Raw genomic sequence first — 21,574 nt, 5'->3', positions numbered from 1 at the left:
TTCAGAAAAATCATTAGTGTTTTAGCAGTTTTTATTTGGATGTAACACCTTATGGCTGAAAAAAATATGTATTTTACCCAAATGATAACTGCCATAATTTTTCTCCAAAAATCAGGGAAATCTAAAATTATTCACAATTCCTAATTCTTCAGATTGTCCTGCTAAAATGTTGCAGATATTCAACTTCAATATATTCAAGAGACGTCAAATGAGACATCAAAAACTATCTCCAGGACTGCTATTAGCATTTGAAGACTATCAACGGGAAGGACAGCAAGCTTTAACTCCCCAGATCAGAATGCTGAGTATAGTTCCCCCGAAAAACAATCTCAAGCCAACCCGTAGCATAGTTTTTATCTACTGTGATGAAAATGCAGACTTAAGTCACTTGTCACAACATGGTGTTGAAGTCAACCAAAATAGAGGACACGTGCGGACGGCGTTCTTACCCGTACAAAGTTTAGACGCCTTATCTGATGACCCTGCGATTGAGCGCATTAAGCCATCGCGCAAACTTAAACTGCACATGGACGTTGCCAAAAGCACAGTACACATACCGGAGTTTAGGAAGAAAAATAGTAACCTTACTGGCAAGGGAGTGATGATCGGTATTATCGACAGTGGCATTGATCCGAAGCACCCCGCCTTTAAAGGACGTATTTTACGCATCTGGGACCAAACACTGTCTGGTTCTGGAGTGATAGAAGGTAAATATGGGGCAGAATTAACTGGCTCACAACTCACAATTTCCCAAGATACAAACGGTCACGGAACTCACGTTGCTGGAATTGCTGCTGGTATGGATGCTACCTATGGTGGTGTCGCACCAGAGGCAGAATTGCTCATCGTCAAAAGCGACTTGGATGAAGGTCACATTGCCGATGCTGTCCGCTACATCTTTCGCGTCGCCCGAGAAATGGGACGTCCAGCCGTTGTGAATATGAGTATAGGGGGACACTTTGATCCTCACGATGGGAGCGACTCGCTGTCAAAAGTTATTAACTCTGAAACTGGTCCTGGACGCATAGTTTGCTGTGCTGCTGGTAACGAGGGCAACGATAACATTCACGCTCAAGCAATTGTTCCTGCTGGTAAAACTCATACTATGCGCTTCAACGTACCATTAAATCAAGCCAGCATGGCAACGTTAAACGGTTGGTACTCTAGTGCAGGTCAATTAGAAGTGTCCTTGCGTAGTCCCAACGGTTTCGTCACCCCCTTCCAACCAGTCATTGCTGATGGCAACTATATAAAGGAATACACCTTACAAGATTCGCAGGTGCAAGTTGCAACACCAAAACGCGATCCCGGCAACGGCGACTATAACGTTTTAGTACAAATTCGCGGTCAAGGGAAAGCCAGTTATACTACACCCGTCCAGGGTGGAATTTGGCAGTTGCGGTTCAAAAACACTTCAGCAAAAGATGTGCGACTAGATGTGTGGACATTAGATGGGTCAAGCTTATTCACCGGCCAAAGTGTTGTTGATTCAGTCAAAATTGGTTCACCAGGATGTGCCAGCAGTGCAATTACAGTTGCTGCTTATACAACAAAAGATAAGTACACTGACATAGACAATAAAGCCCAAGAAATGGGCTTCTCTTTGAATACAATTTCTGATTTCAGCAGTGAAGGACCTCTGCGGAATGATGCTAAAAAACCGGATGTCGCAGCACCAGGAGCGATGATTGTTTCTACTCTTTCCTCCAATGCCAACTCTGATCGCTCAACGATCATTAATTCCAAGTTCATGGTGTTAGCTGGTACGAGTATGGCTGCACCCTTCATCACTGGCTTAGTCGCACTGCTGTTGCAGCGTAACCCCAAGCTTGACCCCGGTGCTATTAAACTGCTGCTACGTAAAAATAGTTCCATACCAAAAAAACCAGCCGAAACCTTTGATAGCAAATGGGGTTATGGACTGATTGATGCACAAAATCTGTAGTTGGACGTACAGATAAATGCATTAAGTCTGTATAAGGATAGGTAATGATAACCTAATAATTTGATAGGTTGATAATAGGGTAAGCTTCTTTGCTTGCCCCTGTTGACTTACTGGAAGGTTTTTATGAATTATCAAAAGCTAGATAGCGCCCTTGCAGTAGCGCTCAATGACGTTAATAACTCACAGGAGCCTGGTTTAAAAGTTTTTATTCATACTAAAAATGATGCAACATATACTGAAACAACTACTGTATTAGAAAACTTAGGTGTTGCAGATGTAACTCCTGAAAAGGATGTTTTCACAGCAACCCTATCACCAAACGCAATTTCTGAGTTATCAGAGCAGCCTTGGGTGGAGTATATTAAGCTGTCTCAAAATTTGCATTTGGTAAATCAAAAAATTAAAGGCGGTATGAAATTTTTTAAATAGTATTAAGGGAAAGGTAAAGGAATAGAATTTGTGCGCCAGTTCCTACCCTACGGTTCGCTTTCTGGTCGGCGTCTACAAGTCGGCAGAGCGTTTCCCTTCGCACTGGCGATCTTCGGGGATGACCTCCGCAAATCGCTGCGATAGCCGAATGGTGTAGCGTCAGCCATAGAGAACCAGTTCCCTAAAGATCCGTAGTGTGACATTTGATATCATGTCCGGCTAATTAGTTGTGATTACCAAATATGTGCAACAACCGGAAAATCCTCTTTCTCCCTGCTCCCTGCTCCCTGCCCCCTGCTCAGAGCCGTCTTAATGATAAGTCTTTCACCGGACATGATATGAGGGTGCAAAAAGTGAGATGGAAAAATTCTGATAAAGTTCTGTATCCTAAAGCACTTTCATCACTGAGTTTAAGTCCCCCACCAAATGGTGGGAAGCGTACTTAAAGGGAAAGCTGTGACTAGGTTACGAGTAACAGCAACCTCACCATACGCTGTCAGGACTTTTCACTTTTGAGTCATTTAAGCAGTTTCCAACGATGCGCTAGGAAAATGTGGTTTCAATACCTCAAGCCAGCTTGCAATACGCTCATCGGTTTTATCGCTCTCATTCACTTCGTCAATAGGTAGTCCGACAAATTTATCGTCACGTACAGCAAAGGAATATTCGTAAGTATAACCGTCTAGAGGGAACTCACCAACTAAAGTTGCACCTAATTCTTTGAAGTGGTTATATAAAGTACCCAAGGCGCTAACAAACTGTTCTCCGTGAGTTACACAATCTCCCGCACCGAATAAAGCAATCGTTTTACCTGTAAAATCGGGTTTTTCGATTGACATCTCGAATATAGGATCGCGCCAATCATTTTGGACTTCCCCTGAACCCCAGGTAGAACAACCAAAGAGCAAATAATCGTACTCAAGCATTTGATCGACGCTTACAAAATCTTCTTCCATGCTGTAAAGATCACAAAGATCCTCGCCAAAATGCTCGTGTAGTTTCGTGGCGACTGATTCAGTGATACCGGAAGTACTGCCATAGAAAATAGCCATTTTTGCCATAACAAAAGCTCCTCTGGGTTTGAATGTTAGCGCAGCGTGCCGCAGGCAGCGATTTTTTTCTTCTGTGATCGCGTAAGGATGTTTCTTTCTGTGAGATTCCCAAGATTTAACAGCTTAGAATTTGGCAGGAATTCCCTATAATTAGCATTTGAAGTGAAAATTTATAGGCAAGCATTGTTCTCACAGAGATCACTCCATCCCTGTTAGTTAGACAAGACGCTATAAAGTATGCTACTTAATGAATATAAATTGGAATAAGCGCTAATTAAATAATATTTAGATTGACAACTAAAAAAAGTTTAAATATTACAAGTGATATTTTCGAAAATTAATGATTGGCTACAGAATTGAATTTATTTTTTGAAGTTTCCCAGGAATCTCAACAAGTATGTCTAGGACTCCTCCGCAGATTTTTGACGAAGCTAGGAACACCTTTACAGCTTCTTAAGCGTTCCCTGTTCCCTGTTCCCTGTTCCCAACCCTACCCTATGGGAAGCCGCGTGAACACTACAAAAGTCTGGGGTTCTCCATTCGCCTACATTCCCCGGATTTACATCGTAGATTTTGAACTGTTTAGTTTTTTGACAAAAAAGTCAAGTGACTGATATAAAAAAAGATTGCTCATATGAAAATCCGTCATAAGTAATACCATAATCTAGCCTCCCCCCCTTTATCAGTGGTCTCAGCTAGCCCTAAACTGTAGGTGAGAGTTGAAAGGCAGTCTGGAGAAATCTTGTGAAAAAAGTTTTGGCAATAATCCTTGGAGGGGGTGCAGGTACCCGCCTTTATCCACTCACTAAGTTACGGGCTAAACCAGCCGTACCAGTGGCTGGAAAATATCGTTTGATCGATATTCCAGTCAGTAACTGTATCAACTCAGAAATATATAAAATCTATGTTCTGACGCAATTCAACTCAGCTTCGCTGAATCGCCACATTGCTCGTGCTTATAACTTTGCTGGCTTTACAGAGGGTTTTGTAGAAGTTCTAGCTGCACAGCAAACCCCAGATAGCCTCAACTGGTTCCAAGGTACAGCTGATGCGGTTCGCAAGTACTTGTGGCTGATGGAAGAGTGGGACATAGACGAATATCTTATCCTTTCGGGTGACCACCTCTACCGCATGGATTACCGTGAGTTCGTACAGCGTCACAGGGAAACTGGAGCTGATATTACTCTTTCGGTGCTACCAATTGATGAGCGTCGCGCCTCTGACTTTGGCTTAGTGAAAATTGATGATTCTGGTAGAGTAATCAATTTCAGCGAAAAACCCAAAGGTGATGCGCTAAAGGAGATGCACGTTGATACAACTGTACTGGGATTAACTCCAGAACAGGCTCAAAAACAGCCCTATATTGCCTCAATGGGAATTTATATCTTTAAAAAAGAAGTTTTGACTAAGCTGTTGAATGAAGCTTCAGAAAGGACAGATTTTGGAAAAGAAATTATTCCCGAGGCGGCAAACAATCACAACGTTCAAGCCTACTTATACAATGGATACTGGGAAGATATCGGAACAATTGAGGCATTTTATGATGCAAATTTAGCACTGACCAAGCAACCTCAGCCGCCTTTTAGCTTCTACGATGAAGACGCGCCAATTTACACTCGTGCTCGTTACCTACCTCCCAGTAAAGTCTTGGATTGCCAAATCACAGAATCAATGATTGGAGAGGGTTGCATTATCAAAAAATGCCGGATCGAACATTCGGTGCTGGGAGTGCGATCGCGCATTGAAGCTGGCTGTGTCATTCAAGATTCCCTACTTATGGGGGCAGATTTCTATCAACCATTTGCTGAACGCCAGTCAGACTCTCAAAGTGGGGAAATTCCTTTAGGGATTGGTGCGAACACCACAATTCGTCGTGCCATCATCGATAAAAATGCTCGCATTGGTTCTGATGTGCAAATTATCAATAAAGATAATGTCCAAGAAGCTCAGCGCGAAAATCAAGGTTTCCATATCAAAAGTGGTATCGTTGTCGTGCTGAAAAATGCCGTCATTCCGGATGGAACCATTATTTAGTCATTAGTCATGAGTTATTAGTTCGCCAGTACGGCGCAGTCCTTGTCTGCCGATCTACTAAGCGACTGGCGAATCCGATAGCCTTCTGACTTGGACGTTCCCACTAGGGTCATTAGTCATTAGTTAGTAGTTAGTAGAATAACCAACAACTAACTACTAACTATTAACAAAGGAAAAAAGACAATGGACAGATGACTCAGTTAATTGTGTTAATTGGTCTTCCTGGTAGTGGTAAGTCCACTTTGGCAAGGCAATTGCTAGCAGAATGCCCGAGGACGCAACTTATTTCTACTGATGCTATCCGAGGGCAATTGTTTGGTAATGAAGCTTTTCAAGGACCTTGGTTACTGATTTGGCGGGAGATTCAACGGCAATTTCAACAAGCGCTAATCCCAGGTGGTACAATAATCTACGATGCGACTAATGCCCAGCGACGTCATCGCCGTGAACTTATCGATATAGCGCGTGAACTAGGCTTTACCCATATAACCGGGATGTGGGTGAGAACCCCAGTATGGCAGTGTTTAGCACGCAACAAAAGACGGGAACGTAAAGTCCCAGAAGATGTCATATTTCGTATGTATCGTCAGCTTCGGGATGCCCCTCCAAGTCTAGAGGAAGGATTTGATAATTTAATTTGCTATTCTCCGGAAGCCCAGGAGTACGGGAATTGCACTCCTGTAATGAGCAAGAACCCCACTTAAATTGATTTAATATTTGTTAATTTATTATCAGAGTTTATGCACCAGAATTATATCTGGATTACTCTGTCAAGTTTAATTTTAGATAAAAATTTAACGGAAATTTCTAAGGGAGGCAGGTAGATGGCTGCAACTGATTTTAAGGATTATTACGCAACTTTGGGCGTTAGTAAAACTGCCAGTCCAGAAGAAATCAAACAAGCCTTTCGCAAATTAGCCCGCAAATATCACCCTGACGTCAACCCAGGTAACAAACAAGCTGAGGCAAGCTTCAAAGAAGTTAACGAAGCATACGAAGTTTTGTCAGACTCAGACAAACGCAAAAAATATGACCAATTTGGTCAATACTGGAAACAAGCAGCTGATGGCTTCCCATCTGGTGCTGGTGCTGGTGTTGATATGGGCGGTTTTGATTTCAGCCAATATGGTAGCTTTGATGAATTTATTAACGAATTACTAGGACGCTTTGGCGGTGGTAGTCCACGCGGAGGACGGCAATCATATTACCGCACCAGCACTGGTGCACCTAGTGGTTTTGGTGGGTTTAATGATTTTAATTTTCAAGATGTAGGTACTACTGGCGCTACCCAAGACAGTGAAGCTGCCATCGCCCTGACTTTTTCCGAAGCGTTTCATGGTGTACAAAAGCACCTAAATCTGGGCAACGAAGTCATTGATGTTCGTATACCCGCAGGTGCAAAGTCTGGCAGTCGTTTACGCGTACGCGGTAAAGGACCAGTTAGTCCTTTCACCCAACAACGTGGTGATTTATATCTGAAAGTTGAACTTCAACCCCACTCTTTCTTCCAGTTCGAGGGCGATAACTTGGTGTGCGAAATACCAATCACGCCAGACGAAGCCGTTTTAGGAGCCTCAGTTGAGGTACCCACACCAGATGGTTCGGTTACGGTGAAGCTTCCTCCTGGAGTGCGTTCTGGTCAATCTTTGCGCTTACGTGGCAAAGGCTGGCCCCAACCTCGCGCTGGACGTGGTGATCAGTTAGTGAAAGTTGCTATTGTTCCACCAAAAGACATTAGTCAGCAGGAACGCGAATACTACGAAAAAATTCGCTCTATTCGTACTTTTAATCCCCGCGAACATTTGCCGCATATTAGGCTTTGACACTCTGCGCTCTTTTGACGCCCAGATTCTTGCTTAGTGGGGATTCCAATGAATTTACCCGCGCTAACGCGCCACTCCGCTAACAGCAAGCATCGTAAGGTTAGCCCACACCTTATCTATTGATTCGGTGCGGGCTTGGTGTTTTAACAGGTTTTAGTTTTCAACTTGAAATTTGTTTCTTTGGCATTGCTCTGCCTAATTGTATTGCTCTAACAATCTCTCCACGCTAGCGTTGTGGTCAAGAAAAGAAAATAAATGTTTGTAGCGAAGTTTGCCTTCTTGATTTAACACAAATTGTGCTGGTAAAGGTGCTCCTAATGCTTGTCCAACTTTATAGTTACGGAAGACGCGACAGCTTGGATCACTCAAAAGCGGCATTTTTAAATTCAAATCTTTCACAACGATTTGACTTTGCCGTTCATCGGTACTGGTAATCATTAAAACTTCTATACCCCTGTTTTGAAATTGCTCGTAGTTTTCATTTAAAGATTTGATATGAGGAAAGCAAAAAGGGCAATAATTTTTTTCTGTAAAGATACGAGTGAAGGCAAGTAAGACTGGTTGCTCGCCTCTATAATCAGATAATTTAACTAAAGTACCATGAGTGATATCTGGGAGTTGAAAATCTGGTGCCAGATATCCCAATTCCAGCGTATTAGATGCTGGTTTTGGTAAAAAGTTGCGGAAGAATCGTTGATTGAATAAGCCGCTAGAAGCCGCTGAAGTAACCATCTTTTTATCCCTAATGTTATGAAAATATTAAATGAAAAAGCCATAGATCTACACGGAATATAACCAAAGAATTAGTAATTTTTCAGTCGTAATTCCTTCTGAGAGATTACGAATTATTCATTACGAATTTGATTTGTCTGTGTTTATCTGTGGCTAAGTTTGAGTTAGTTTGTAATAGCACGTCATAGTGGTACTACTACTCTATTACTTTTGAAACCTAAACAGCAGCGAAGTAAACTTTGGACTTGACTGGATCGGGAACCATTGTCTTGTCGCCTGGTTGCCAGCCAGCAGGGCAAACTTCGTCCGGATGGGACTGAACGTATTGAATGGCTTGCAAAGTCCGCAGGGTCTCATCAACGTTGCGACCAAAAGCTAAGTTGTTGATGGTAGCGTGCTGTAAGACACCTTCTTTGTCAATAATGAACAAACCGCGCAAAGCAACGCCAGCTGCTGGATCAAGCACGTTGTAAGCTGCACTAATCTCTTTTTTGATGTCGGAAACTAAGGGGTAATTGAGGTCACCTACGCCACCAGACTTGCGATCCGTTTGAATCCATGCTAAATGAGAAAACTCACTGTCAACGGAAACACCAAGGATTTCGGTGTTAAGATTCTTAAATTCTTCGTGGCGATCGCTAAAGGCTGTGATTTCAGTGGGACAAACAAAGGTAAAGTCTAAAGGATAGAAAAACAGTACGACATACTTGCCGCGATAGTCGGAAAGTTTTATGGTTTTAAATTCCTGATCTACCACAGCCGTTGCTGTAAAGTCGGGAGCCTGTTGACCTACACGGAGGCATCCTTCTGATGGATAAGTGAGAGGCATTAACCTAATTCTCCTTCAATTTATTATCTATTTAGTATTGTTGGAGCTCGGGTCAGGTAATCTCACCCGTTCTCGTCATCTCGTGAACCAATAGTCTCACCGCCTGTAGGGCTAGACTTACGGCTTCATTACATTCTGTTACAATAATATCATACTCATAACGATTTTGAGTAGACAATGGTGGATTTAGATACAAGAGAATGGTTACTGACTAATGGCTTAGGAAGTTTTGCCAGTGGTACAGTTTCTGATATCCGCACTCGCAGTTATCATGGCTGGTTGTTTGCCGCGACTAACCCGCCTTCTGGGCGTACTCTGTTGCTTTCGCACCTAGAAGCTAGCCTAGAACTATCAGATCGGGTTGTGGCATTGGGGACAAATTTCTGGGGCAGTTGTCAGATAGAGCCAAAGGGCTACGAACTGCTGCGCCTTTTTGATATTAACCCAGTTCCAAAGTGGATATGGGGTGAAGATGACTGGCAGTTGACTAGACGTTTGGTGATGCCGTATGGATTAATGGAAAAAGTAGGGCAAAACAGAGAAGTAAGCCCTGACTCGCTCACTCCCACATCCCCCCCATTTCATTTTTGCCATCGTATCTTGGTTCAATATCGCTATGAAGGTACACAAACCGCGATATTGAAGCTGCGACTGCTTATAGGCGATCGCGACTTTCACCATCAACAAAAGGTTATTCCAGAATTACAGTTCTCACAATTGCTGGGACAACAGCAAGTCTGCCTGCAAGCAATAAGTTCTGACAATTTTGGAACACCTTGGCACTTGCGCTGGACGCAAGGAAACTATCAACCAGATCCATTTTGGTACTTGGATTATAAACTTCCCGAGGAAACTCTGCGGGGGTTGGGCGATCGCGAAGACCTCTATAGCCCTGGTTACTTAACAGTTACACTCAGTCCAGGGGATGCGGTGACAATGGATGCACGAGTGGGTTTTCCGAATGAACTGCAAACTCCCCTGACTTGTGAAACCTTTGCGGAACTTGTCGAAGCAGAGCAACAGCGGCTGTCTCAAATTTTTGGGTGGGAAAATTGCCAGGGGGAAGTAGGGCGAGATCATACTCTTATATCTCCCTCATCTTCCTCAACTCCATCCCACCTCTGGCGGCGACTACTACAAGCTGCCGATCAGTTTATTGTTTATCGTGCTTCTATTGCTGGTCCGAGCGTGATTGCTGGATATCACTGGTTTAATGACTGGGGGCGCGATACCTTAATTGCCTTACCAGGGTTGACTCTTACTCCACAGCGTTTTGAGTTGGCAAAAGGACTGTTGCAAACTTTTGGACGTTACTGTTCTCACGGTTTAATTCCTAATGCATTTCCTGACGCGGATGGCGAACCGTTTTATAACAGTATTGATGCGGCACTATGGTGGATTGAAACTTTAGGGCTTTACTTAGAAGCAACACAAGACTGGCAGTTTTTGGTAGAGCAATATCCAGTGGTGCAGCAAATCTACAAAGCTTTCATTGGAGGGACACGCTATAATATCCAGGCCGATGTTACCGATGGGCTAGTTAGTTGGTATGCTCCTGCTGTAGCTTTGACCTGGATGGATGTGGTGGTAGACGGGCAGCCTATCACTCCCCGTCGTGGTAAGCCAGTGGAAATTAATGCTCTATGGTATTCAGCGCTATGTTGGACAAGTCGGTGGGCAGAAATTTTGAGTGAACACGAAGCTATGGTTGACCGTGGGCGTCTTGCTAAGCAGGCTTTGCGTTACACTGAGCTAGCACAACAAGTGAAAGCTTCTATGCAACAGTACTGGAATCCTCAACTGGGTTACTTGTACGATGTGATTGAGCCAGATGATCTAAGAAATTCTCAGATTCGCCCAAATGCCGTTTTGGCACTTTCGCTTTCACATTGTGCGTTCTCTCAACAGCAAGGGCAAAAAATCCTTGATCTTGCTCGTTCTTGCTTACTCACTCCTTATGGTCTTCGCAGTCTGGCTCCAACAGATCCACAATACATTGGCAAATATAAGGGTAACCCAGAAAAACGCGATCGGGCTTATCACCAAGGCACGGTATGGAGTTGGTTAATTGGCCCTTTCATTCGTGGTTGGGAGCGTTTTTATCCGGGACTTCCATTACCTTTTGATTGGCAACCCTTGCTAAAACACTTTCTATCTGATGCCTGTCTTGGCTCTATTTCTGAAATTTTTGAGGGTGACGAGCCGCATACACCAAGAGGAGCAGTAGCTCAAGCTTGGTCTGTTGCTGAAGTCATTCGACATTTGAAGAACTACTAACAAAGGAGTGGGGAGTTGTTGGTTAAAGCAACTCCCCACTCCCTATCTGTTACTTAAAGATTTGCAAAAATGGCTCAGGTGTGACTCGAACACACGACCAAGGGCTTATGAGTCCCCTACTCTAACCAACTGAGCTACTGAGCCATACACATGATTCGATTATTTAATTTAGCATACAGAAACTTTGAAGTCAACACTCAAGAATTGACAGCTAAACATGAGTTGACCAACAAAGGGGTGTATTGTTGACTTTCCCCATCTGCCCACCTATGTGCTACTTTGTATAATAAATAGCCAAAAAGGGAGCTGGGCTCCCTCTATATAATAAGCAATCATCAAGTTACAGATTGCCAACTACTACAGACGTGCTGTTGGCAGGAAAGCTATTGGGTTGACTGCGTCCTTGCCAGTTGGATGGATTTCAAAGTGGCTATGAGGGCCAGTACTGAAGCCAGTGCTGCCCATTAAAGCAATTGTTTGGCCTTGGTGTACCTGTTGACCAGACTGCACCAAAATCTTACTATTGTGACCATAGCGAGTCATGCTGCCATCAAGATGGCGGATATCCACAACATTGCCATAGCCACCACTGTTCCAACCTGCCTTTTCTACAACACCGTCAGCGGATGCGTAGATCGGCGTGCCAACTGAGTTAGCAACATCAATTCCCTTGTGCATTCTTCCCCAGCGCCAGCCAAAGCCAGAGGTTAGAGTTCCCTTTGCAGGCCACATATAAGCTGTGGTAGAGGTGGACGGACCAGGTGTATTCTCGTCAATCGCTCTTGGCAGATATCTATCCACTGCTGCTAAAGGCGGTAACTGTGGATAAACTATTTTTCCCTGCATAGAACCAAGAGATCGAGAAGCATCAACACCTGTGGGAGGTGTTACTATCGCTTGATTTGGTAACAGTTGTGGCCTACCTGGTCTGCTACCATAATTCGGGGCTATCGGTCTGGGAACGGGTATGGAAATTCCAGCTTTGTTCTGTTCACTCACAGGTATTTGCACTGCTGAGTTATTTGGTCTCGGAACAGAAATTGGCACTACACCATCATTTTGACTGGCACCAGGAACTGTTACTGGCGCATCATTAGCTTCATTTGCGTCTGCAACTGTATTACCAGCTTCCTGAGAACGGTATTTTTCCCGCAATCTTTCAATTTCTAATTGCAAGCGGCGCAGACGTTGATCATTTTTTACTTGTTTTGTTTTTGTAGAAGTTGGTATTTGTGCCAATTGAGCTTCTGTAACAACTGTTGGCAGTGGGGCGTCACCACCTACACCATAATATGTGATAGAGTCAGAAGATTGGCTATTTGTAATAGTATTTTCTGCTAAGTTAGTCGTCGATTGAACGTATGACTGAAACTGGGTATTACCAACTACTGATGTTGGAACTGTAACACTGCTGTTGTTGGCAATGAGTGATTTTGTAGTTGTTTGGCTAATATTGCTAGTACCACTGGCTCCAAGCGCACTCAGTTTCGTTGCGACAGATGCCTGAGCAGTACTGGGGTTTTGCGCTACAGGAATTGACAGTTTTTGACTGATTTTCAGCTGATGAGGATTGTTAAGATTATTTGCCTTTATCAGTTCTAGGACTGAAATGCCATAATCGTTGGCGATCTCCCCTATTGTATCTCCTGGCTTAACTTCATATACTGCAGCTGCTGTTTGTGTGACTGCTATTGGTGCAACTGCTGTTGAAGCTGGTAGTGTTGACACCTGCACCTCTGATTGTTGGTTTAACTTTGATACGAGCCTTGCTGTGTTAACATCGCTAGTTGTATTCAACTGTGATGTACCAGTGATAGTACTTGTCTGGGGCATTTTACCTGCCACAGTCATTGGCTGTACTAACCTAGTTGCTGCTTGTTGTGATAAATCTTTGGTTTGTTGAGAGTGCCATTGAGTTAAACTTTTCCTGAGATGGTCTGATTCTTGCTGTAATTGATTTCGCGCGAATTCTTGCTGCGCTTTTAGTTGAGCATTTACTTCTGATTCTTCTGTGTTCTTAGCTTCTACTGTTTTTGGTTGAGCAGATTGGGAAGACACAGCTTGCACATTAGTAATACCATCAGCATTAGAGAGTATTTGTGCTCCCAGCTTTTTAGACTGTTGGAAGTTGTTTTTTTCCCAAGCAATACTTTGTTGTGCTTGTGCTGTTGTCAGTAAACTTGGAACTCCTACTGATGCTGAGCTTTGCACTGATGTCTTGCTTGCCCCAACTTGCCATTTTGCTCTTTGTTGAGTTAGCTGTGAAATTGCTGTTGGTTCTACTACTGTAGGACTTTCTGGCAAGCTCACTGATGAGATGGCTTGTGATTCTAGTTTCTTGGTGGAAGCAAATTTCACCTCCAAATTATTCGCAACAGGAATTGTTGAGGCTGTATTTAGGTTACCTAACACTTCTGCAGCTGCAGCTTGGTCGCTTTGTCGAGTCACCAAAAAGCTGGTTGCTCCCATTGATATTGCCAAGCCAATCATTACAGCTGTTGTTGGTACTTGACATTGGTTAACCTTTGGATTAACTGCATCTATTGGTTCCACTGCAACATCATCTCCTGGGGTATTCTCCAACTCAGCCCTCCCTTTCTTTTTTAATGCTCGTTTCAAAGACGACCTCCTATGATCACTTGCGCTTAACCAACCTCAATTCTCCAGTCTGAGTACTAGTCAATGATTTTAATCACTACAAGCAATAGATCAATACCACATACACCAGAGATACTTACGCAAGATTAACCTGCTTCTCTGATTTAGACAAGTTCACATCGATATTTTAAATATTAAATTTTTGCCTTGGGTTTTTCTGTTCACATCTGACACCTTTCATTTTTCATAGGTCATAAAAGTTTTCTTTTTTACAGTTCAGGCTTTTGTTGCTTTTGTTTCACGATTGATTATCACACATTCGGCATGTTCTTTTGCCTTGAGCAAGTTGTCTGCTGCTAGCTCATAGAATACACTACACCCTTCTGTAAATCTTTTTCAGCATTTTTTCAGTTCATCCGTATTTATTACACAAGGTTTTACGTTGATTATTACTCGAAAATAACCGTATTAACTAGCAGATTTTATAGCTCAAAAAAAGAAAAAACATGAGAGTAACTACCTCAAACTCTTGATATGACTGGCTCATGATGTTTTCGTTCCCTACTCAAAAGAAAATTCAAATTTAAGAAAATCTATCATTTCACCTCGACTGTTTATCAAAACTACTATAGAAATTTCTTATAGATTTTCTTCAGTCTCAAGTCATTTTTACTCCAGCAGTGTTGAATATAGAGTACTGAGTCATGAATAATAATTCAAACATAGTTTGGTTCTATCTGTATTTGCAGTTAGTCACTTCGTACTGCTTACTATTAAGATATCAGAGATTTTTTTGAATCGCTGTATAAAAAGAATCTCAAAAATCAGTATATGATCACATAAAAACTGTTAAGATTTTCCCTATGCTGGCGTCTTTAAAAGAACTCGAATTACTATAACCCCAATTGACGACGAGCTTCAAAAAGACCCACTGCTACACTCACAGAAAGATTTAAGCTGCGAACATTTGGTTCGTTCATAGGAATATAGAGAGTAACATCACAAGCTGATGTGATCTCAAGTGGTAAGCCAGTGGTTTCACAACCAAAGAGCAACCAATCATTGGGTTGAAAGTGGAAATCCACGTAGTTGCAACTACCTCTGACGCTAAAACCTAATAATCTTCCGCCACGTGAGCGATGCGCGGACTTAAAAGCTTCCAGAGATTCGTGATAGTGCAGTTTGACATAAGGCCAGTAATCTAAACCAGCTCTTTTGAGGTAGCGATCGCTAATCTCAAACCCCAAAGGTCCTACCAAATGTAATTCAGTGCCTGTGGCAGCACAGGTGCGAGCAATATTACCTGTATTGGGAGGAATAAGCGGGTTAACTAAAACGACCTGGGGCATTTGCGGAAGAATTAATATATTGAAAATCTGATTAAAATGCAGTCTGTTTTTTTTTACATCTTCCCTAGTGTTGAAAATACATAATTTTTTTTTATATTGTGATCAGGAGTCAATTGATTAGAAATTTAAAACAGACAAAAAATGTGCTTTATAAGAGCTAAGGGGATATACTGAGATATATTACGATTTATTAAGTTATTTGTAGGTGTATTGTACACTACCAATATCTGACATACATCAAGTTTTAACGCCAAATAGACATTTCCATAAAAAGGGTTCGGAATTCACTGAAGGGACAAATCTGGATCATGATTTGTTCATATTTAGATTTCCGAACCCTATTAATCCTAAGGTGTGCTAAGCAACCGAAGATGAACACAATTTATCTTCTAGTTCAACTTCGCATTCTCTTGTTACGTCAATAGCGTGAGTGAGAACGTGTCTTTCACTCAAGCCAAGTGCGTGCAGTTGTAACCATTGTTGAGCTTCGTTACCTTCACGCAAGATTTTTTGTAATGGTGAAAGGAAACAGGCAAAGCCATTCTGCTTAGCGATCGCCCAAACATCTTGATATATTTCACTAATCCAATCTCTGGCTAAAATACTCCTACCATCTTGCCAATGCTGAAGTTGAGCCTCAAGACTGGAAGTCGCGGCTGCAGTTTCGTTGGCATAGGTTAGGGAAATAAGTTCGTCTGGGGTGAAGGTGCTTTGGGTTAATGGATCGATAGAGGGATTATTGATAACTTGTAATAAACGTGCCTCTACTAAAGCTGCTATCCCCAGTAAAGCAATTGGATCTGTGACTAAATCGCAAATTCGTAGTTCTAAACGATTCAAATCATAAGGGCGGCGATCGCCATTTGGTCGAACTGACGCCCAAAGATGACGAACATTTTGCATTGTTCCAGCCACCAGTTGGTTTTCCACCCATTCAATGTGATGGGCGTGGCTTTCAAATAAAGGTACATGAGAAGGCGTTTGCGGAAAAACACCCCAGCGTGTGGAATGATAACCAGTTGCTTTGCCATTCAGAAACGGAGATGATGCACTCAAGGCAAGGAACAAAGGTGCTTCTACCCTTATAACCCGACACGCCCGCATTAAGACTTCTGGATCGCTAATGCCTACATTAATGTGAACGCTAGCGGTGACAACCTTGGTACCGTATGTTTGCTCAATGTAGTCATGATAAGGGTTTGTTGGATCTGAGCGAAAAAAGCGATCGCCTCCTCCTAAGGATAGAGTGCTTCCTGGAATCAGCGTGTAATCACCTAATTGCTTGATGAAGTTTCTAAGTTGAAGCCGAGGACGCAACAAGGCACATAAAAGCTGTTCGTAATTCTGTAATGGTGGAGTGATATATTCTACGTTTCGACTATCCGGCTCTCGGACAAATCCATCCAAAGATCCAACTATCTTGTCGGAGAGTCCGACTATATCACCACTGGGCGTGCCAGTGTACATCTCTATCTCAAAGCCTTTTAATAGCACTGGTCTGTTCTCCTCGGCTCTCCTTACTTCTAAATTGTATCGAAGGCAACGAAATCCTGCTTACAACCTTAGGGTGAATTAAGAGTTGATCAACAAAGGGGTGTAAGGGTGTGAGGGGAAAAGAAAATTTTCTAGCCCCTAAGAGGGGCGCACTCTCGGATGTGGTACACCCCTAGCCCGGAACCAACAAGGACGCAAGCCGCGTTGACAAACCACAGAGTACCGAAATCTTTCTCTTATCCTTAATTTAAGCCTCAAGATAGTGTGTACCTCCTACAGCAAAGCTTAAGCTGAGGCGTGTAAGGTTCAAACAGTGAACAGTTATCAGTTATCACTGTTCCCTGTTCCCTGTTCCCTCTTGAGGAAATAATTATGTCCAGCAATGAAACAACTCCTAATCAAGCAAAAAAAACAAATCCACAAAGCGATGAATCCCAATTAAGTCCTGAGATACTTGACAAAATTAAAAATCCTCCAAGAATAGACGATGTGATATTGAGTCAATCGCCAGAAGAACGTAGGAGTAACCCAGCTATAGCACCGGAAATGCTGGATGAACCAAGCGATGAATTTACCGGGTTCCCCAAAGAGTAGTCAGCATACAATTGAAATCAGTATCTTACTGCTTACTTCACTCGCCTTATGCTGCCAGTCATTTATTCCGACGAGTTTCTGGATCACAAGACTGGATCTTTCCATCCAGAGAAACCAGAACGTCTGAGTGCGATCGCCACCGCCTTAAAACAAGCTGCGTTTGCACAACATATTGAATGGCGCTTGCCCACTCTACCAGAAAAGCGCTGTATCATATCTGTGTTAGAACAAGCACACACCCGGCGCTACATCAAGAAAGTTCAAGAAATTGCTGTTGCAGGCGGTGGTTATTTGGATGGAGATACGCCTGTTTCTCGACGCAGTTATGATGTTGCTTTGTTGGCAGTGAGTGCCTGGTTGGATGGAGTTGATGTTGTATTGGAAACTGGCGAACCAGCTTTTGTGTTGGCGCGTCCACCAGGACACCACGCTGAAAGTGATGCGGGGATGGGGTTTTGCTTGTTTTCCAATGCGGCGATCGCTGCTCTTTATGCCCTGGAACAACCAGGAATTAACCGTGTTGCCATCCTTGACTGGGATGTGCATCACGGTAATGGTACTCAGGCAATAGTAGAAAAAAACTCACAAATTGCCTACTGTTCTCTTCATCAGTACCCTTGCTATCCAGGGACAGGACATCATACAGAGCGAGGTTTTCATAAGAATGTACTGAATATACCAATTCCTCCTAGCAGCGATATAAAAATATACCAACCTATTTTTGAAAAAAAAGTAGTACCCTTTTTATCTAGTTTTCAGCCGGATTTATTGATTGTGAGTGCAGGTTACGACGCCAACGCCGATGATCCATTGGCTAGTATAAATTTGCAACCGCAAGATTATGGTTTATTCACAGATTATTGTCTAGGAATAACTCGTAAAATTCTGTTCGGCTTGGAAGGTGGTTATGATTTTGACGCACTTTCCAAGTCAGTTGTCGCAACAATTGAGCGCTGCATCGCGTGAGTAGTAAGTAGATCGGAGACTCAAGCTGAAGCAATTTTTCAACATATTGATTGCGTCATTGGTATGGGACAATCTATTCCAGACAATTCTGCTATCCTTTTTTCCAAAGGATTTTATGATGCTATTTTTGGTGGCAGAAACTACGCAGATGCTTTTCAATTTGGTTGTAATAATATAGATTTAAATAATCTTTTGGAATTTAATACTCCCACAATAAAAATTAAACATAGAGATTTTAGTCCGGAAGACTCAATGACAAGTCAACCACATGCACGCTTATTCTTTCTTGGCACGGTAGTATTTGTTTTGATAATTAGTTTACTAGGACTTTTCCGGTTAGTACTTGCTGATTTTAACCAAGCAACAAAACTTGATAAAAACGATGCCCAAGTTTACTACAACCGAGGAATTTCTTACGGCAATAAAAAAGACTATGACCGCGCAATAGCTGATTTTAACCAAGCAATTAAACTTGACCCGAACTATGCCACAGCTTTCTACAACCGAGGACTTTCTTACGCCTATAAAAAAGACTATGACCGCGCAATAGCTGATTTTAACCAAGCAATTAAACTTGACCAAAACTATGCCACAGCTTACTACAACCGAGGACTTTCTTACTACAATAAAAAAGACGATGACCGCGCGATAGCTGATTATACCCAAGCTATTAAACTTGACCCGAACTTAGCCCAAGCTTACTACAACCGAGGAATTTCTTACGGCAATAAAAAAGACTATGACCGCGCGATAGCTGATTATACCCAAACAATTAAACTTGACCCAAACTATGCCGCTGCTTACAACAATCGAGGATATTATTATTTGTATAAAAAAGACTATGACCGCGCGATAGCTGATTATAACCAAGCTATTAAACTTGATCCGAATGATGCTGTAACTTATGATAGCCGATGTGAGCTATACCGTGTTAAGAAAGACTATGATCGTGCTATAGCCGATTGTAACCAAGCTATTAAACTTGACCCAAACTATGCCGCAGCTTACAACAACCGAGGGTTAGTTTATAAGAATAAGGGCAATAAAGATAAAGCTATACAAGACTTCCAAAAAATCTTGCAATTAAATAATGATGTTGAATTGAACGAAAAAGCAAAACAAGAACTGAAAACAGTGAACAGTGAACAGTGAACAGTAGCCGAAGCTTCGGCTTCGCTCAGCTTAAAGGGAGTCGAAGCAAAATTCAAAACTAAATTTCCGTAGGGCATACAATGTTTGAGCAGCGAGTGAGGGGGATGAGCAGGATAACTTCCTGATCGTTGGAAGTCTATAGGACACCTATTTGATTTTGACGAAGCTAGGTACATGTTTATTCCTTCTTCCCTGTTAAGCGTTCCCTGCGATGCACTGACTCGCCCTGAGCGTAGCCGAAGGGGCGTGGTCGTTGTGTTCCCTGTTCTAAAATTTATAAGTTTGTCCGAAACCAGACATTGTACATTTGTAGATATATTTGGATACAATTTTTTCTACAAGCTTTAAAATCTGTAAAACTGATGCACATTAGTATCACTGACGACATCAAAAAACGGTTTCACGCAGCCTGTGCTATCCGTGGGCTGAAGATGAACCAAGTGATAACTGAACTAGTTGAACAGTGGTTAAAAGCGAACGAAGTTACTTCATTGAGTGATCCCAAACCCTGATGAAGAAGATTTTAATATTATCAGCTAATCCTATAAATACAAATAACTTGCGCTTGGATGAAGAAGTACGAGAAATTCAAGCAGCGTGGGAACGCGCTCTTAATAGAGAAAAATTTGAATTGATTAATAAAGGTGCAGTTCGTATTGATGAGTTGCGTCGTACATTGTTAGATCATAAACCACAAATAGTACATTTTTCCGGTCACGGTACTGGGACTGATGGCTTAGTTCTGGAAAATAACTCAGGTTCGGCGCAGATAGTAAGTACGCAATCACTCTCACGTTTTTTTGAGTTATCAAAAGAGCAAGTAGAGTGTGTTTTACTAAACGCTTGCTATTCCAAGACTCAAGCTGAAGCAATTTTTCAACATATTGATTGTGTCATTGGTATGGGACAATCTATTCCAGACAATTCTGCTATCATTTTTTCCAAAGGATTTTATGATGCTATTTTTTGTGGCAGAAACTACGCAGATGCTTTTCAATTTGGTTGTAATAATATAGATTTAAATAATCTTTTGGAATTTAATACTCCCACAATAAAAATTAGACATAGAGATTTTAGTCCGGAAGACTCAATCACAACTCAACCATATACACCGTTGTTCTTTATTGGCACGGTAGTATTTGGTTTGATAATTAGCTTACTAGGACTTTTCCGGTTAATACTTAACGATTATGGATTAATAACTCATATTTTACTCGGCTTTGGTCTGATTACTTTTTGGATCTGTTGTGCATACATCTACTATCCCTCAAGTCGAATTGCTGGTTTTAATATCAATTTCTTTAGACGATTCAAACAATACAAAAAATTACGGCGTTTGGCTCTAGCAGGGATGGTGATTCTACCTCTTTTGGGTATAACTGGATTTTATATATTGGAACTCCCAACCAAGGACATTATTGTTCTTCTCGCTGATTTTGAAACTTCTGCTGAGCACAAAAAGTTTCGTGTAACTCAAAATATCTTTGAGAACCTAAATAATGCCTTTCAACAATCTCCTGATGTCAAAGTACAACGTTTAAACAAAATAATTACTAACCGTCAAGATGCCCTTAGTGAAGGAGAAAGTCACAAAGCTAGGATTGTCATTTGGGGTGATTATGACGTAACAAGTACAAGTACACAGTTTAGTCCACACTTTGAAGTATTGCGTACCCCAAAATACTTACCTAAAATTGGCTCGTTAGAACAGACGGCTAGCATCTCTGAATTAAACAATTTTCAATTGCAATTACGTCTTTCAAAAGAGATGAGTTATTTGACTCATTTTACTGTGGGATTAATTCGTTACACAGTTAGTGATTGGGAACAGGCTATAACCTCTTTTAGCGAAGCTTTGGAACAGGGTAATGATTCAATGAAAGCGTTAAACCAGAAAATAGTCTACAATTACCGAGGAAATTCTTACTTTTATAAAAAAGACTATGACCGCGCTATAGCTGATTATAACCAAGCTATTAAACTTGACCATAACTATGCCTTCCCTTACAACAACCGAGGACTTTCTTACTTTTATAAAAAAGACTATGATCGTGCTATAGCTGATTATAACCAAGAAATTAAACTTGACCCGAATTATGCCCTAGCTTACAACAACCGAGGAAATTGTTACTTATATAAAAATGAGTATGACCGCGCTATAGCTGATTATAACCAAGCAATTAAACTTGATCCGAACGATGCCAAAGCTTACTACAACCGAGGACTTTCTTACGACACTAAAGAAGAGTATGACCGCGCTATAGCTGATTATAACCAAGCAATTAAACTTGATCCGAACG

Annotated in this window: 17 protein-coding genes and 1 tRNA gene; 11 read left to right on the top strand and 7 right to left on the bottom strand. The window is 41.9% G+C overall.

Features of this window, described 5'->3' with window-relative positions; genetic code table 11:
• The first annotated feature begins 208 nt into the window (after nucleotides 1-208).
• Both AC5JM2_RS09565 and AC5JM2_RS09560 read left to right on the top strand, forming a co-directional pair.
• Nucleotides 209-1,945: a S8 family peptidase gene (locus tag AC5JM2_RS09565; protein ID WP_495834656.1), complete on the top strand. Its 1,737-nt coding sequence runs from the start codon at nucleotides 209-211 to the stop codon at nucleotides 1,943-1,945.
• 123 nt (nucleotides 1,946-2,068) lie between these two features.
• Nucleotides 2,069-2,374 carry a hypothetical protein gene (locus AC5JM2_RS09560; protein ID WP_495834655.1) on the top strand — a complete coding sequence of 102 codons (306 nt, stop codon included), beginning with the start codon at nucleotides 2,069-2,071 and terminating at the stop codon, nucleotides 2,372-2,374.
• A 521-nt stretch (nucleotides 2,375-2,895) separates the two neighbouring features.
• On the opposite strand, the gene AC5JM2_RS09555 is transcribed toward AC5JM2_RS09560, so the two are convergent.
• A complete protein-coding gene (locus tag AC5JM2_RS09555) occupies nucleotides 2,896-3,435 on the bottom strand; it encodes a flavodoxin (RefSeq protein ID WP_495834654.1) in 540 nt (179 codons plus the stop codon).
• Between the two features lie 735 nt (nucleotides 3,436-4,170).
• Between AC5JM2_RS09555 and AC5JM2_RS09550 the strand changes: the two genes are divergently transcribed.
• The 3 genes from AC5JM2_RS09550 (at nucleotide 4,171) to AC5JM2_RS09540 (ending at nucleotide 7,283) form a co-directional block, all read left to right on the top strand.
• Nucleotides 4,171-5,460 (top strand): glucose-1-phosphate adenylyltransferase, encoded by a 1,290-nt coding sequence (locus tag AC5JM2_RS09550; protein WP_495834653.1) that lies wholly within the window; start codon nucleotides 4,171-4,173, stop codon nucleotides 5,458-5,460.
• Between the two features lie 191 nt (nucleotides 5,461-5,651).
• A complete protein-coding gene (locus AC5JM2_RS09545) occupies nucleotides 5,652-6,164 on the top strand; it encodes an AAA family ATPase (protein ID WP_495834652.1) in 513 nt (170 codons plus the stop codon).
• A 120-nt stretch (nucleotides 6,165-6,284) separates the two neighbouring features.
• Nucleotides 6,285-7,283, top strand: a complete 999-nt coding sequence (locus AC5JM2_RS09540) for a DnaJ C-terminal domain-containing protein (RefSeq protein ID WP_495834651.1) — start codon at nucleotides 6,285-6,287, stop codon at nucleotides 7,281-7,283.
• 195 nt (nucleotides 7,284-7,478) lie between these two features.
• On the opposite strand, the gene AC5JM2_RS09535 is transcribed toward AC5JM2_RS09540, so the two are convergent.
• Together AC5JM2_RS09535 and AC5JM2_RS09530 are read right to left on the bottom strand one after the other, a co-directional pair.
• Nucleotides 7,479-8,015, bottom strand: a complete 537-nt coding sequence (locus AC5JM2_RS09535; protein ID WP_495834650.1) for a peroxiredoxin family protein — start codon at nucleotides 8,013-8,015, stop codon at nucleotides 7,479-7,481.
• A 217-nt stretch (nucleotides 8,016-8,232) separates the two neighbouring features.
• Nucleotides 8,233-8,844, bottom strand: coding sequence for a peroxiredoxin (locus AC5JM2_RS09530; RefSeq protein WP_169268634.1), 612 nt, complete (start codon nucleotides 8,842-8,844; stop codon nucleotides 8,233-8,235).
• Between the two features lie 177 nt (nucleotides 8,845-9,021).
• On the opposite strand from AC5JM2_RS09530, the gene AC5JM2_RS09525 reads away from it, so the two are divergent.
• Nucleotides 9,022-11,121, top strand: a complete 2,100-nt coding sequence (locus tag AC5JM2_RS09525) for an amylo-alpha-1,6-glucosidase (protein ID WP_495834649.1) — start codon at nucleotides 9,022-9,024, stop codon at nucleotides 11,119-11,121.
• A 70-nt stretch (nucleotides 11,122-11,191) separates the two neighbouring features.
• Here AC5JM2_RS09525 and AC5JM2_RS09520 read toward each other — a convergent pair.
• The 4 genes from AC5JM2_RS09520 to gshA form a co-directional block, all read right to left on the bottom strand.
• Nucleotides 11,192-11,265 (bottom strand) — tRNA-Met (locus tag AC5JM2_RS09520).
• Between the two features lie 213 nt (nucleotides 11,266-11,478).
• On the bottom strand, nucleotides 11,479-13,740 hold the full coding sequence (locus tag AC5JM2_RS09515) for a peptidoglycan DD-metalloendopeptidase family protein (RefSeq protein WP_495834648.1): 2,262 nt from the start codon (nucleotides 13,738-13,740) through the stop codon (nucleotides 11,479-11,481).
• 872 nt (nucleotides 13,741-14,612) lie between these two features.
• The gene (locus tag AC5JM2_RS09510; RefSeq protein ID WP_495834647.1) at nucleotides 14,613-15,068 is read right to left on the bottom strand and encodes a tRNA (cytidine(34)-2'-O)-methyltransferase; all 456 of its coding nucleotides are present in this window, start codon (nucleotides 15,066-15,068) and stop codon (nucleotides 14,613-14,615) included.
• A gap of 357 nt (nucleotides 15,069-15,425) precedes the next feature.
• Nucleotides 15,426-16,562, bottom strand: coding sequence for a glutamate--cysteine ligase (gene gshA / locus AC5JM2_RS09505; protein ID WP_495834646.1), 1,137 nt, complete (start codon nucleotides 16,560-16,562; stop codon nucleotides 15,426-15,428).
• Nucleotides 16,563-16,934: 372 nt separating this feature from the next.
• Between gshA and AC5JM2_RS09500 the strand changes: the two genes are divergently transcribed.
• From AC5JM2_RS09500 to AC5JM2_RS09480, 5 genes are all read left to right on the top strand, one after another.
• Entirely contained in the window at nucleotides 16,935-17,156 is a 222-nt protein-coding gene (locus tag AC5JM2_RS09500; RefSeq protein ID WP_495834645.1) for a hypothetical protein, read from the top strand.
• A gap of 48 nt (nucleotides 17,157-17,204) precedes the next feature.
• Nucleotides 17,205-18,122, top strand: coding sequence for a histone deacetylase family protein (locus AC5JM2_RS09495; protein WP_495834644.1), 918 nt, complete (start codon nucleotides 17,205-17,207; stop codon nucleotides 18,120-18,122).
• 63 nt (nucleotides 18,123-18,185) lie between these two features.
• Nucleotides 18,186-19,274 (top strand): tetratricopeptide repeat protein, encoded by a 1,089-nt coding sequence (locus AC5JM2_RS09490; protein WP_495834643.1) that lies wholly within the window; start codon nucleotides 18,186-18,188, stop codon nucleotides 19,272-19,274.
• Nucleotides 19,275-19,636: 362 nt separating this feature from the next.
• Nucleotides 19,637-19,786 (top strand): plasmid partition protein ParG, encoded by a 150-nt coding sequence (locus tag AC5JM2_RS09485; RefSeq protein ID WP_495834642.1) that lies wholly within the window; start codon nucleotides 19,637-19,639, stop codon nucleotides 19,784-19,786.
• A partial coding sequence (locus tag AC5JM2_RS09480; protein WP_495834641.1) for a CHAT domain-containing tetratricopeptide repeat protein occupies nucleotides 19,786-21,574 on the top strand: 1,789 nt, incomplete at its 3' end. The genes AC5JM2_RS09485 and AC5JM2_RS09480, both read left to right, overlap by 1 nt.

The sequence above is a fragment of the Brasilonema angustatum genome (assembly GCF_059505445.1).
This window is presented reverse-complemented; position numbering and strand designations above follow the sequence as displayed.

Excerpts from the sequence above, each read along its gene's own strand:
- AC5JM2_RS09545 (WP_495834652.1), top strand. The coding sequence starts at position 5,652 with ATGACTCAGTTAATTGTGTTAATTGGTCTTCCTGGTAGTGGTAAGTCC.
- AC5JM2_RS09525 (WP_495834649.1), top strand. The coding sequence starts at position 9,022 with ATGGTGGATTTAGATACAAGAGAATGGTTACTGACTAATGGCTTAGGA.
- AC5JM2_RS09540 (WP_495834651.1), top strand. The coding sequence starts at position 6,285 with ATGGCTGCAACTGATTTTAAGGATTATTACGCAACTTTGGGCGTTAGT.
- AC5JM2_RS09530 (WP_169268634.1), bottom strand. The coding sequence starts at position 8,844 with ATGCCTCTCACTTATCCATCAGAAGGATGCCTCCGTGTAGGTCAACAG.
- AC5JM2_RS09495 (WP_495834644.1), top strand. The coding sequence starts at position 17,205 with ATGCTGCCAGTCATTTATTCCGACGAGTTTCTGGATCACAAGACTGGA.
- AC5JM2_RS09535 (WP_495834650.1), bottom strand. The coding sequence starts at position 8,015 with ATGGTTACTTCAGCGGCTTCTAGCGGCTTATTCAATCAACGATTCTTC.
- AC5JM2_RS09485 (WP_495834642.1), top strand. The coding sequence starts at position 19,637 with ATGCACATTAGTATCACTGACGACATCAAAAAACGGTTTCACGCAGCC.
- AC5JM2_RS09490 (WP_495834643.1), top strand. The coding sequence starts at position 18,186 with ATGGGACAATCTATTCCAGACAATTCTGCTATCCTTTTTTCCAAAGGA.
- AC5JM2_RS09500 (WP_495834645.1), top strand. The coding sequence starts at position 16,935 with ATGTCCAGCAATGAAACAACTCCTAATCAAGCAAAAAAAACAAATCCA.
- AC5JM2_RS09510 (WP_495834647.1), bottom strand. The coding sequence starts at position 15,068 with ATGCCCCAGGTCGTTTTAGTTAACCCGCTTATTCCTCCCAATACAGGT.
- AC5JM2_RS09560 (WP_495834655.1), top strand. The coding sequence starts at position 2,069 with ATGAATTATCAAAAGCTAGATAGCGCCCTTGCAGTAGCGCTCAATGAC.
- AC5JM2_RS09555 (WP_495834654.1), bottom strand. The coding sequence starts at position 3,435 with ATGGCAAAAATGGCTATTTTCTATGGCAGTACTTCCGGTATCACTGAA.
- AC5JM2_RS09565 (WP_495834656.1), top strand. The coding sequence starts at position 209 with ATGAGACATCAAAAACTATCTCCAGGACTGCTATTAGCATTTGAAGAC.